The sequence below is a fragment of the Roseomonas genomospecies 6 genome (assembly GCF_008365375.1).
Lineage (GTDB): Bacteria > Pseudomonadota > Alphaproteobacteria > Azospirillales > Azospirillaceae > Azospirillum.
This window is the reverse complement of record NZ_QOKW01000005.1, coordinates 195,527-208,187: the sequence shown is the minus strand read 5'-3', so window position 1 is coordinate 208,187 and position 12,661 is coordinate 195,527. Positions and strand designations below refer to the sequence as shown.

The 12,661-nt window shown below is 65.4% G+C and carries 11 protein-coding genes; 8 read left to right on the top strand and 3 right to left on the bottom strand.

Annotated features, from left to right (window positions below):
* Positions 1-320 precede the first annotated feature (320 nt).
* Complete coding sequence (gene aqpZ, locus DS843_RS09115) at positions 321-1,061, bottom strand: aquaporin Z (RefSeq protein ID WP_149468567.1); 741 nt, start codon at positions 1,059-1,061, stop codon at positions 321-323.
* A 160-nt stretch (positions 1,062-1,221) separates the two neighbouring features.
* Here aqpZ and DS843_RS09110 point away from each other — a divergent pair, with 160 nt between their 5' ends.
* The 7 genes from DS843_RS09110 to DS843_RS09080 all read left to right on the top strand — a co-directional run bounded on the left by DS843_RS09110 (position 1,222) and on the right by DS843_RS09080 (position 9,855).
* Positions 1,222-3,060 carry an extracellular solute-binding protein gene (locus DS843_RS09110; protein ID WP_149468566.1) on the top strand — a complete coding sequence of 613 codons (1,839 nt, stop codon included), beginning with the start codon at positions 1,222-1,224 and terminating at the stop codon, positions 3,058-3,060.
* Positions 3,061-3,139: 79 nt separating this feature from the next.
* The gene (locus DS843_RS09105; RefSeq protein ID WP_149468565.1) at positions 3,140-5,029 is read left to right on the top strand and encodes an extracellular solute-binding protein; all 1,890 of its coding nucleotides are present in this window, start codon (positions 3,140-3,142) and stop codon (positions 5,027-5,029) included.
* Positions 5,030-5,061: 32 nt separating this feature from the next.
* Positions 5,062-6,174 (top strand): microcin C ABC transporter permease YejB, encoded by a 1,113-nt coding sequence (locus DS843_RS09100; protein ID WP_149468564.1) that lies wholly within the window; start codon positions 5,062-5,064, stop codon positions 6,172-6,174.
* A 136-nt stretch (positions 6,175-6,310) separates the two neighbouring features.
* Positions 6,311-7,426: an ABC transporter permease gene (locus tag DS843_RS09095; protein ID WP_167525246.1), complete on the top strand. Its 1,116-nt coding sequence runs from the start codon at positions 6,311-6,313 to the stop codon at positions 7,424-7,426.
* The gene (locus DS843_RS09090) at positions 7,423-7,740 is read left to right on the top strand and encodes a type II toxin-antitoxin system Phd/YefM family antitoxin (protein WP_286192017.1); all 318 of its coding nucleotides are present in this window, start codon (positions 7,423-7,425) and stop codon (positions 7,738-7,740) included. The genes DS843_RS09095 and DS843_RS09090 overlap by 4 nt, the downstream gene beginning before the upstream one ends.
* A gap of 2 nt (positions 7,741-7,742) precedes the next feature.
* The gene (locus tag DS843_RS09085; RefSeq protein ID WP_149468563.1) at positions 7,743-8,213 is read left to right on the top strand and encodes a PIN domain-containing protein; all 471 of its coding nucleotides are present in this window, start codon (positions 7,743-7,745) and stop codon (positions 8,211-8,213) included.
* A gap of 10 nt (positions 8,214-8,223) precedes the next feature.
* Positions 8,224-9,855 (top strand): ABC transporter ATP-binding protein, encoded by a 1,632-nt coding sequence (locus tag DS843_RS09080; protein ID WP_149468562.1) that lies wholly within the window; start codon positions 8,224-8,226, stop codon positions 9,853-9,855.
* Here the strand turns inward: DS843_RS09080 and DS843_RS09075 are convergent.
* The gene (locus tag DS843_RS09075; protein WP_286192016.1) at positions 9,830-10,459 is read right to left on the bottom strand and encodes a pseudouridine synthase; all 630 of its coding nucleotides are present in this window, start codon (positions 10,457-10,459) and stop codon (positions 9,830-9,832) included. The two genes, DS843_RS09080 and DS843_RS09075, sit on opposite strands and share 26 nt — an antisense overlap.
* A 126-nt stretch (positions 10,460-10,585) precedes the next feature.
* Between DS843_RS09075 and DS843_RS09070 the strand changes: the two genes are divergently transcribed.
* Positions 10,586-11,968, top strand: coding sequence for a tyrosine-type recombinase/integrase (locus DS843_RS09070; protein WP_149468561.1), 1,383 nt, complete (start codon positions 10,586-10,588; stop codon positions 11,966-11,968).
* A gap of 349 nt (positions 11,969-12,317) precedes the next feature.
* Here the strand turns inward: DS843_RS09070 and DS843_RS32025 are convergent, their stop codons facing one another.
* Complete coding sequence (locus DS843_RS32025; protein ID WP_353618341.1) at positions 12,318-12,644, bottom strand: DUF6626 family protein; 327 nt, start codon at positions 12,642-12,644, stop codon at positions 12,318-12,320.
* Positions 12,645-12,661 lie beyond the last annotated feature (17 nt).

Below are 12,661 nucleotides of genomic sequence, written 5' to 3'. Positions count from 1 at the left end.
GATGAACAGGCCGAGGACGATCCCGTAATCCTCGTCGGTCATCGGGTTGGAATCGGGGTCGAACTGCCGCATGATCTACTCCCTGTGCGTCAACGGATGCCCATAATAACCGTTGACGCACAGGGAGTTCCCGCGACAAGGCCGTGACCTTCCGCCGGGCGGGGATGAACCACGGAGACACGGAGACACGGAGGTCCTCCGCGTCCACGCCTCTCTGTGCCTCTGTGGTGAAAATCCCCACAAAAAACGGACCGCACCGGAATGGCACGGTCCGCGAAAGTCGGGAGGGACCCGAAGGAAAACGGTTCAGGCGGCAGGCATCATGCGGACGGGCGGGCCTCGCCGGTGATGGCGGGCTTGGGCGGCATCTCCTCGGCCAGCGCGCGGTAGGCCAGCCCGCCGAGCACCCCGCCCACCAGAGGCGCCACCCAGAAGACCCAGAGCTGTTGCAGCGCCCAGCCGCCGACCACCAGCGCCGGCCCCGTGCTGCGCGCCGGGTTCACCGACGTGTTGGTGACCGGGATGCTGATGAGATGGATCAGCGTCAGCGCCAGCCCGATGGCCAGCGGCGCGAAGCCCGCGGGCGCCCGCCGGTCGGTGGAGCCCAGAATGACGATCAGGAACATGAAGGTCAGCACCACCTCGGCCACCAGACCGGAGGTGAGGTTGTACGCGCCCGGCGAATGCTCCCCGTACCCGTTGGCGGCCAGCCCCTTGGCGGCCAGCGACCAGTCGGCCTTGCCGCTGGCGACGACGTACAGCACCATCGCCGCCAGGAAGGCGCCGACCACCTGCGCGATGACGTAGGGCAGGATGTCCTTGGCCGGGAACCGCCCGCCGGCCCACAGCCCCACCGTCACCGCCGGGTTCAGGTGGCAGCCGGAGATGTGGCCGACCGAATAGGCCATGGTCAGCACCGTCAGCCCGAAGGCCAGGGACACGCCGGTCAGCCCGATCCCGACCTCCGGAAAGGTGGCGGCCAGGACGGCGCTGCCGCAGCCGCCGAAGACCAGCCAGAAGGTGCCGAGAAACTCCGCGGACGTGCGCCGGAACATCGACATGTCGCCACCTCGTCGGGCTGCCGCATTTCCGCCGTTTTTGCGCCCGCAAGAGAGCGGACGCCAGCGGACGGGCGTAAGATACCGTTGCGTACGCGGACTTGACGCGCCGCGGGGCGCGTACATGCTTAGGGCTGATCCGCCAACCATGTCGGGATTGACGATGCGCCGAGTTCTCGCTGCCGCCCGGATGACCGCTTTTCTGGCCCTCCTCGCGCTGTCGGCACCCGCTCTAGTTGAGAGCGCCCGGGCGGAAACGGTCACCGTCCCCGCCCTGAAGCAGTTCGGAGAGCCGGAGTTCAAGCCGGGCTTCCCCCATTTCCCCCACGCCAACCCCGACGCGCCGAAGGGCGGCTCGATCACGCTGGCCGCGCAGGGCAGCTTCGACAGCCTGAACCCGATCATCCTGCGCGGCGTCACCCCGCGCACGCTGGGGCTGATCGGCAGTTCGCTGATGGTCGGCTCCGGCTGGGAAATGGACGCCGCCTACGGGTCGCTGGCGGAGACGGTGGAACTGCCCGACGACCTGAGCTGGGCCGTCTTCCACCTGCGCAAGGAAGCCCGCTGGCACGACGGCGTTCCGGTCACCGCCGGGGACGTGGTGTTCGCCTGGGAGTCCATCCAGGCGCACGGCAACCCCTTCCTGAAGTCCTTCCTGGACCGCGTCGGCGCGGTGGAGGCTCTGGACGACCATCGGCTGAAGATCACCCTGAAGACCACGGGGGAGATGAAGCCGATCATCGACTTCGCGACCAGCATCGCCCCCCAGCCGAAGCATTGGTGGACCGCGGAGGGGCGCGACATCTCCCGGACGACGCTGGAGCCGGTGCTGGGCAGCGGCCCCTACCGCATCAAGACCGTCGACCCGGGCCGCTCCATCACCTTCGAGCGGGTGGCCGACTGGTGGGGCCGCGACCTGCCCACGGCGAAGGGCTTTTACAACTTCGACAGCGTGAAGGTCGATTACTACCGCGACGACGACGTGATGTTCGAAGCCTTCAAGGCCGGCGCCTACGATTTCCGGACCGAGCACCGGGCGCAACGCTGGACCACCGGCTACGACTTTCCCGCCGCGAAGGACGGGCGGGTGAAGCGGCTGGAGGTGAAGAGCGACCTGCCGCTGGGCGCCCAGGGCTTCCGCCTGAACACCCGCCGCGCCAAGTTCGCCGACCCGCGGGTGCGCGAGGCGCTGGGTTATCTGTTCGACTTCGAATGGATTCAGAAGAACATCCTGTACGGCCAGTATCTCCGCACCGCGTCCAACTTCCCCAACTCCGATTTCGGCGCCAAGGGACCGCCGACTCCCGAGGAGTTGGCCCTCCTGGAACCTTTCCGCAGCCAGTTGCCGGAGCGCGTCTTCACCACCGCCTTCGAACCGCCGAAGACGGACGGCAGCGGCAACAACCGCAACAACCTGCGCGAGGCCATGCGCCTGTTCCGCGAAGCCGGGTGGGAGTTGAAGAACGGCCGGATGACCAGCGCCAAGACCGGCGAGGCGCTGAGCATCGAGTTCCTCGACGGCACCGGGGCGCTGACCCGCGTGATCCAGCCTTATGTGGAGGCGCTGCGCAAGGCGGGCATCGACGCCGTCCTGCGGGTGGTGGACACCGCCCAGTTCCAGGCGCGCACGGACGAGTTCGACTTCGACGTGGTGGTGGCGAACTTCAACTTCTTCACCCCGCCGGGAACGGAACTGCGCAGCTATTTCGGCTCCGCCGCCGCCGACGTCCGGGGATCGGCCAACTACGCCGGCATCAAGGAGCCGGCGGCGGACGCGATGATCGAAAAGGCGCTGGCGGCGAAGGATCTGGCCTCCGTCCAGGCGGCGACCCGCGCGCTCGACCGCGTGCTGCTGTGGGGCTTCTACATGGTGCCTCACTGGTACAACCCGGAGAGCTGGATCGCCTACCGGACGCGGTTCGGCTTCCCGGAAAAGACGCCGAAATACGACCTGGGCTTCCGCAACACCGGCTTCCCCGAGGCGTGGTGGGCGCAGCCCTGATACGGCCAAGCCGAGGCTCCGCCTTGATTGTGCCACAGGGGAGCCCCTACCTTACGGGAAACAAAGGACCGAGAGGGGCATGAGGAAGACCGGTAAAGCGATCCTGGCCGCCGTCATGTGCCTGTATCTGGCGGAGCCCTTCACCCTGGCCCACGCCCAGACCGCCCGGAACGAAACCGCCCGGAGCGAAACCGGCGAGCACGCCGTCACGGCCCACGGGACGCCCAAATACGGGCCGGACTTCCAGCATTTCGACTACGTCAACCCCGACGCGCCCAAGGGCGGCGAGGTCAAGCTGGCGACCTACGGCAGCTTCGACAGCCTGAACCCCTTCATCCTGCGCGGGTCGCCGGCGGGCGGCGCCTCCCTGCCCTTCGAGACGCTGACGGTGGGCAGCGGCGACGAGGTGCTGACCGAATACGGGCTGCTGGCCGAAACCATCACCGTCGCCGAGGACCGGAGCTGGGTCCGCTTCACGCTGCGCCCGCAGGCGCGCTTCCACGACGGAAAGCCGGTGACCGCCGACGACGTGGTGTGGAGCTTCGAGACGCTGCGCGAGAAGGGCCACCCGATCTACCGCACCTACTACGCCGATGTGACGAAGGCGGAGAAGACGGACGGGCGGACCGTCACCTTCACCTTCCGCGACGGCGGCAACCCCGAGCTGCCGGTCATCATGGGCCAGTTGCCGGTCCTGCCGAAGCATGTCTTCGAGGGCGACGGCAACGGGGTGCGCGACTTCGCCAGCACCACCCTGGACCCCATCGTCGGCAGCGGCCCCTACCGGATCGCGGAGGTGCAGCCCGGACGCTCCCTCGTCTATCAGCGGGTGGAGGACTGGTGGGGCCGGGACCTGCCGGTCAACCGCGGGCGCTACAACTTCGACCGCATCCGCTTCGACTATTACCGCGACCTGGACGTGGTGTTCGAAGCCTTCAAGGCGGGTGCCATCGATTTCCGGGTCGAGCATTCGTCGAAGAACTGGGTCACCGGCTACGACGTGCCCGCCGTCCGCGACGGCCACATCGTGCGCGAGGAGATCAGGCACCAGGACCCGCAGGGCATGCAGGCCTTCGTCCTCAACAGCCGCCGCCCGGTCTTCGCCGACCGCAAGGTGCGCGAGGCGCTGAATCACCTGTTCGATTACGAATGGACGCGGGCGAACCTGTCCTACGGCCTGTTCAAGCGCACCAAGAGCTTCTTCTCCAACTCCGAACTGGCGGCCACCGGCCTGCCCTCCCCGGAGGAACTGAAGCTTCTGGAGCCCTTCCGCGGCAAGGTGCCGGAGGAGGTCTTCACCAAGCCCTTCGAGCCGCCGCAGACCGACGGGAGCGGCAACATCCGCCCGAACCTGCGCACCGCCCTGGCCCTGCTGAAGGAGGCGGGGTGGGAGCTGAAAGGCAACAAGCTGCTGAACGCGCGGACCGGCGAGCCGATGCGCTTCGAGATCCTGCTGGTGCAGCCGGACATGGACCGCATCGTCCAGCCCTTCGTCCGCAACCTGGAGCGCGCCGGGATCGAGGCGGCCATCCGCGTGGTGGACACCGCCCAGTACCAGAACCGCACCGACCGCTACGACTTCGACATGATCGTCCAGCGGATGCCGCAGTCGCTGTCACCCGGCAACGAGCAGCGCGACTATTGGCAGTCCGCCCGCGCCGACCAGCCGGGAAGCCGCAATCTGGCCGGCATCAAGGACCCGGTGGTGGACGCGCTGATCGACCGGCTGATCCAGGCCCCCGACCGCGAGAGCCTGATCGCGGCGACCCGCGCGCTGGACCGCGTGCTGCTGTGGGGCTGGTACGTCATCCCGCAATGGCACGACGACGTGCGGCGCGTGGCCTATTGGAACCGTTTCTCCCATCCGGCGGTTGCGCCCAAATACGGCTTGGCCTTCACCGACACCTGGTGGGTCGATCCGGAGAAGAACGCGAAGCTCGGCGGCACGGCCCGCCGCGCGGCTCCCTGAGACGGTTGGACTAGGAAAGGCGAACCCGCGCGATGCTGGCCTACATCATCCGCCGTCTGCTGCTGATCATCCCGACTTTGTTCGGGATCATGGTCATCAACTTCCTGATCGTGCAGATCGCCCCCGGCGGCCCGATCGAGCAGATGATCGCCCGCGTCCAGGGCACCGCGGTGGAGGCGACCGCCCGCATCGGCGGCACCGGCGGCGGCGAGACCGGCGGCCCCGGCGCGCAGCAGCAGGCCCCCGGCGGCGACACCGGCAGCCGCTACCGCGGCGCCCAGGGGCTGGACCCGGAATTCATCAAGCAGCTCGAACGCGAGTTCGGCTTCGACAAGCCGCTGCACGAACGCTTCATCCACATGATGTCGAACTATCTGATGTTCGACTTCGGCAAGAGCTATTTCCGCGACCGCAGCGTCGTCGATCTGGTGATCGAGAAGATGCCGGTGTCGATCTCGCTGGGCATCTGGACGACTCTGATCGTCTATCTGGTGTCCATCCCGCTGGGCATCGCCAAGGCGGTGCGCGACGGCCAGCCCTTCGACGTCTGGACCTCCGGCGTGGTCATCGTGGGCTACGCCATCCCCAGCTTCCTGTTCGCGGTGCTGCTGATCGTGGTCTTCGCGGGCGGGCGCTATTTCGACCTGTTCCCGCTGCGGGGGCTGGTATCGGACAACTGGTCGGAACTGCCCTGGTGGCGGCAGATCCTGGATTATGCGTGGCACATGGTGCTGCCGGTGCTGTCCATGGTGATCGGCGGCTTCGCCGGCCTGACCATGCTGACCAAGAACTCCTTCCTGGAGGAGATCAACAAGCAGTACGTCGTTACCGCCCGCGCCAAGGGGCTGGCGGAGCGGCGGGTTCTGTACGGCCACATCTTCCGCAACGCCATGCTGATCGTCATCGCCGGCTTCCCCGGCGCCTTCATCGGCATCCTGTTCACCGGCGCCCTGCTGATCGAGGTGATCTTCTCGCTGGACGGGCTGGGGCTTCTGGGCTTCGAGGCGGCGATCAACCGCGACTATCCGGTGATGTTCGGCACGCTGTATTTCTTCACGCTGCTGGGGCTCATCATGAACCTCGTCGGCGATGTCACCTATGTGGCCGTCGATCCCCGCATCGACTTCGAAGCGCGGAGGGTGTGATGGGAAAGAGAAATATTCACCACAAAGGCACGAAGGACACGAAGGGGCGCCTGACCGGTAGCATGGACGCCCTTTGTGTTCCTTCGTGTTCTTCGTGTCTTCGTGGTGAAATCCTTTCCGGTGGCGAGGACCGCCCATGACCGGCGACCGCTTCCTCGGCATGCGCGTCACGCCGCTCACCCGGCGGCGGCTGGCGAATTTCCGGGCGAACCGGCGGGGCTTCTGGTCCTTCTGGATCTTCCTGGTGCTGTTCACCCTGTCGCTGGGCGCGGAGTTCATCGCGAACGACCGCCCGCTGCTGGTCAAGTACGACAACGCGCTCTACTGGCCCGTCTTCACCGCTTACCCGGAAACCACCTTCGGCGGCGAGTTCGAGACGGAAACCGATTACCGCGACCCCTACGTGCGCCAGTTGATCGAGGAGAAGGGCTGGATCGTCTGGCCGCCGATCCCCTACGGCTACCGCACCATCAACTACAACCTGCCGGTCCCCGCCCCGGCCCCGCCGTCCGCCGACAACTGGCTGGGCACCGACGACCAGGGGCGCGACGTGACGGCGCGGCTGATCTACGGCTTCCGCATCTCGGTCCTGTTCGGGCTGGTGCTGACCGCCTTCTCCTCGGTCGTCGGCATCATGGCGGGGGCGGTGCAGGGCTATTTCGGCGGCATGACCGACCTGCTGTTCCAGCGCTTCATCGAGATTTGGCAGGGCCTGCCCACCCTGTTCCTGCTCATCATCCTGTCCAGCGTGGTGACGCCGAACTTCTGGTGGCTGCTGGGTCTGCTGCTGCTGTTCTCCTGGACCTCGCTGGTCCATGTGGTGCGGGCGGAGTTCCTTCGGGCGCGCAACTTCGACTATGTGCGCGCCGCCCGCGCTCTGGGCGCCACCGACGCGACGATCATGTGGCGGCATGTGCTGCCCAACGCGATGGTGGCGACGCTGACCTTCCTGCCCTTCATCCTGAACGGCTCCATCACCACCCTGACGGCGCTGGACTTCCTGGGCTTCGGGCTGCCCCCCGGCTCCCCCTCGCTGGGCGAATTGCTCGCGCAGGGCAAGGCGAACCTCCAGGCGCCCTGGCTTGGCCTGACCGCCTTCTTCGTGCTGGCGATCATGCTGAGCCTGCTGATCTTCATCGGCGAAGCGGTGCGCGACGCCTTCGACCCGCGCAAGACCATCGGCCAGCTCTCCACCGCCACCGGAACCGCCAACGAGGCGGCGGCGGTGGCCGCGAAGACGGCCGCGGAATGACAGGCGTTCTTGACGAAGCGACGGATCGCAGTCATCTTGTAGGCAAATTCACTACATTGAGTGCGGACCGCATGGAAGAAGCTGTTTCCGCCGCGGAGGCCAACCGGAATTTTTCCCAGATCCTTCGTAGCGTGAAGGAGGGCCATAGCTATGTCGTGACCTCCCATGGCACGCCAGTTGCGCGAATCGTTCCCACCAAGCGGAGCAGCGCCTTGTCCGATGCTGCCAAGGCCACCTTGATGGCGCGGCTGAGAACGCAGCCGGTGCAAATCGTCGGCCAGCGCTTGAGCCGTGACGAGCTGTACGAGGATTGAGCATGCGCGTCGCCCTCGACACGAATCTGCTCGTCTATGCCGAGGGCGTCGCTTTCCTGCCGTCCGACATGCACAAACCGGCAGTCGCCCACGACCTTCTGGACGCCATACCGTCCGAAGACGTCGTTCTTCCGGCACAGGTTTTGGGCGAGCTGTACCGGGTTCTGACCGGAAAAGCCAAGCGCCCGGCGTCCGAGGTGCGGACCGCTCTTCTGAACTGGTGCGATCTCTACGCACCGGTGGACACGACCGCCGCGGTGATGATGGCAGCGGTCGATCTGGCCTCAATCCACCGTCTGTCGATCTGGGACAGCGTCGTTCTGTCGGTGGCTGCGGAAGCCGGCTGCCGCCTGATGCTATCGGAAGACATGCAGGAAGGTTTCACATGGCGCGGCCTGACCGTCGTCAATCCGTTCTCCTCCTCGCCGCACCCCTTGCTGTCGGCTTTGCTGGCCGGCAAACCGGCCTCCTAGGATGGAAACCATGACCGACAGCGACGATCTCCTCCAGGTCCGCAACCTCCATGTCGAGTTCCGCTCGGGCGGCGGGGTGATGCACGCGGTGAAGGGCGTGTCGTTCGACATCGCCAAAGGGGAAACCCTGGCGCTGGTCGGCGAGTCGGGGTCCGGCAAGTCGGTCACCGCCCTGTCGATCCTGCAACTGCTGCCTTACCCCATGGCGCGCCACCCGCAAGGCTCCATCCGCTTCCGCGGGACCGAACTGGTGGGGGCGGAGGAGAAGGTTCTGCGCGACGTGCGCGGCGACCGCATCGCCATGATCTTCCAGGAGCCGATGACCTCGCTGAACCCGCTGCACAGCATCGAGCGGCAGATCAACGAGACGCTGTTCCTGCACAAGGGCCTGTCCCGCGCCGCCGCGCGCAAGCGCACGCTGGAGCTGCTGCGGCTGGTCGGGCTGCCCAACCCGGAAAAGCGGCTGAACGCCTACCCGCACGAGCTGTCGGGCGGGCAGCGCCAGCGCGTGATGATCGCCATGGCGCTGGCCAACGAGCCGGACCTGCTGATCGCCGACGAGCCGACCACCGCGCTGGACGTCACCATCCAGGCCCAGATCCTGGAACTGCTGAAGGATCTTCAGAGCCGTTTCGGCATGGCGCTCCTGCTCATCACCCACGACCTGGGCGTGGTGCGCAAGATGGCCGACCGGGTCTGCGTCATGAACCAGGGCGAGATCGTCGAGCAGGCCGACGTGGCCGACATCTTCATCCGCCCGCAGCATCCCTACACGCAGAAGCTTCTGGCCGCGGAGCCGAAGGGCAACCCGCTGACCCCGCCCGCCGACGCGCCGGAGATCATGGCGGCGGACAACCTGAAGGTCTGGTTTCCCATCAAGAAGGGCCTGCTGCGCCGCACCGTCGATCACGTCCGCGCCGTGGACGGCGTGTCGGTCAACGTGCGGCAGGGGCACACGGTCGGGGTGGTCGGCGAGTCCGGCTCCGGCAAGACGACGCTGGGGCTGGCGCTGCTGCGCCTGCACGCCAGCGAGGGGGCCATCCGCTTCGACGGCAAGGACATCCAGGGCTGGCAGGCGAAGCGGCTGCGCGCGCTGCGGCGGGAGATGCAGGTGGTCTTCCAGGACCCCTACGGCAGCCTGTCGCCCCGCCTGTCGGTCGGCCAGATCATCGGCGAAGGGCTGAAGATTCACGGCATCGGCTCCGGCTCGGAACGCGACGCCATGGTGGCGAAGGCGCTGGAGGAGGTGGGCCTGGACGCCGCCAGCCGCCACCGCTACCCGCACGAGTTCTCCGGCGGCCAGCGCCAGCGCATCGCCATTGCCCGCGCCCTGGTGCTGAAACCGAAATTCGTCGTTCTGGACGAGCCGACCAGCGCGCTCGACATGTCGGTGCAGGCGCAGATCGTGGATCTTCTGCGCGACATCCAGGCGCGCAACAACCTCGCCTACCTCTTCATCAGCCACGACCTGCGGGTGGTGCGGGCGCTCAGCAGCCATGTCATCGTCATGAAGGACGGCAAGGTGGTGGAGCAAGGCCCCACCCGCCGCATCTTCGAGGAGCCGCGCGAGGACTACACCCGCGCCCTGCTCGCCGCCGCCCTGAATCTGGAGACGGTCAAGTCCGACGCCGTGCGGATGTAGCGCCGCGCGGGCGCTTCGCCTTCGTGACAGGCCGGGACGGCGTCTTCGGGGCTTCCCTCCCCGCCACCGCGACCTCCCGCCATTCCCCCGGCGCCAGACCGTCCAAAGTCCAGTCGCCGATGGACCAGCGGATCAGCCGCAGCGTCGGGAAGCCGACCGCGGCGGTCATGCGGCGGACCTGCCGGTTCCGCCCCTCGCGCAGGGTCAGCGCGATCCAGCCCGTCGGGATGGCGGCGCGGAAGCGCACGGGCGGGTCGCGCGGCCAGAGGCCGGACGGCTCCTCCATCCGGCGGGCTTCGGCGGGCAGGGTCGGGCCGTCGTTGAGCGTCACCCCGTCGCGCAGGCGCTGCAACGCCTCCTCGGTCGGGATGCCCTCCACCTGCACCCAATAGGTCTTGGGCAGCTTGTGCTTCGGCGAGGCGATGCGGGCGATCAGCGCGCCGTCGTCGCTCAGCGCCAACAGCCCCTCGCTGTCGCGGTCCAGCCGCCCGGCGGCGTAGACCCCCTTGACCGGCACATGGTCGGCCAACGTCGGGCGCCCCTGCTCATCGGTAAACTGGGGAAGCACGCCATAGGGCTTGTTCAGCAGGATTAAACGCGGCACTGTCTAACCTGTTGTTATAAATGTGTTTTTCGCCACGAACCCGTCTACACATTTCAGCACGCGCGTTGACGGGACCTCAATTTCCATATACCCTAGCACACGTCCAGCACAACCCTTGGCGCGCCCATGACGACCATCCAAAACGAAAAGGTGGAGCTGGAAGACGGTAACGTTGTGCTCTACCGCAGAGACGACGTGAAGAAGCCCGTATGGCACTGCCGCATCTCCATACCGGAAATTCCCTACAAGAACAAACGCTTCACAACGCGAAAGACGGACCTCGAAGAAGCGAAGAAGGTTGCATTGCGGGAATATCAGCGCATGGTGTTTCTGCACGGCGAAGGGCTTCCCGTTTACACCAAAACCTTCGAACAGGTTTGGGCCGCCTTTCACAAGGAGCAACAGACCCGCGTGGCGCGCGGCGACCTATCCAAAGGTCGGCTCCGTTCCATGGCGATCACGGGCAACACCTACTTCGTCCCGTTCTTTGGCTCCAAGCAAATTAGCCGCGTCAGCGAAGCTGACGTTCACGCCTATTGGGATTGGCGACGGCGCTACTGGACGGATGGACCCGGCAAGGAACGCTTGGCGAAGGCACGCGACCCCAAACGTCGGAACGACCCGGACAGCCGGATACACCGCATTGCCGAGGTTCCCGCCTCGACCACGCTGCACATTGAGGCGGGTCTGCTGAAACAGATTTTCGACCTTGCGCGCCGAAACAAGGATGTGCGCTCCGATCAAGTTCCTCCCATTGATCCACCGGAAGCCCTGGTCACCAACCGGCGACCGGCCTTTACGATGGACGAGTGGAACCACCTCTGCACGTTCATGCCCGCCTGGGTCGAACGCGCGGCCAGCGCAAAGCACCGTTTCTCACGCGAACGAATGCAGTGTTACGTTCACATCATGTACGGCACGGGGATGCGCGTCCCAAACGCCTACAACCTGCGTTGGAAGCACTACAACACGTTCTTTGCCACAGACGGCAAGGAGTACATCAAGCTTGAGGTTACGGGCAAGATCAGGGTTGGTAAGCCATACACAGTTGTCGGCTCAATCGAATTGAAGAAGTGGTTCGACAGGCTGCGTACCTTGTCCAATCACACCAAGCCTGACGACTATATCTTCGTCAATGAGAACGGATCACAGCTCAAAGCGGTGCATGACCACTTTGCACGTCTTCTTGTGGAAGCGGATTTACGCACGGACGGCCACGGCCAGGAGCGCACGACCTACAGCCTACGACACACCTTTGCAACCCACGCACTGTTGGACGGCGTGGACGTGTTCAAACTCGCGAAGGCCATGAACACAAGCGTCAAGATGATCGAGGAGCATTACGGTCACGTAAAGAACGAGCAGAACGCCCCTGCCCTTCACGGCAACCGCACCAAACAAATTACGCTGGGTAGCACGCTCGGCATCACGGTCAGCGTGCCGCCTGAAGATCAGTGGGGGAACCAAGCGCCGGTCAAGACTGTCCAGACACGGAAGAACAAAAAATGAACTCCCAGAGTCTCCGGTTGCGTAAAGCAACTGGGCCCGTCGTCTCACCAAGTCGTGCAATTCAGATAGATACCGGCCCGGCGGCGGTCATTTGACCAACGGCTAAATATCCGTATTACGAAGACAATACGGAGCACCCCAGTGCAGATCGATGACTCTATGGACGTTGATGTCCTATTCCCATGGCCCACTCCCGGAACACGCTCGATGACCGACGATGAATTCGCTGCCCTGAGCGCACGCCTACAAGCTGCGGTTCACCGAGCTCATGGCGCGCATAGGAGCACGCGCCATACGCTTCGCCGCCCTGCCCCGCTACAGCAGTAGCAGCCAAGTCAGAACGTAATGGCTATACACCGCAGGTGTCACGATCCGCGCGCCTTTTCGGTGCTGCGGCCAAAGCACGGGCGCGCACCTCGTCCCAAAGGTCATCAATCAGTTTGTTCAGTAGGCGAACATGCTCGTGGTAGCGGGGATCAACCGCGAGCCGGTCGGCAAGCAGTTCCAGCCGGGCCGTCAACCCCACCAATGCCGTCATGTGAGGTTGCCGAGCTCTTGCTTCCATAGACGTTAAATAACTTGCCGAAGCCCCAAGCCACTCTCGACTGAATCCAGATTTCGACTCACATAGCCCAAACCGCCTCAATGTACAGTAGGCGTTATTCAGTATATCCATAGCACAACACCTTGAAT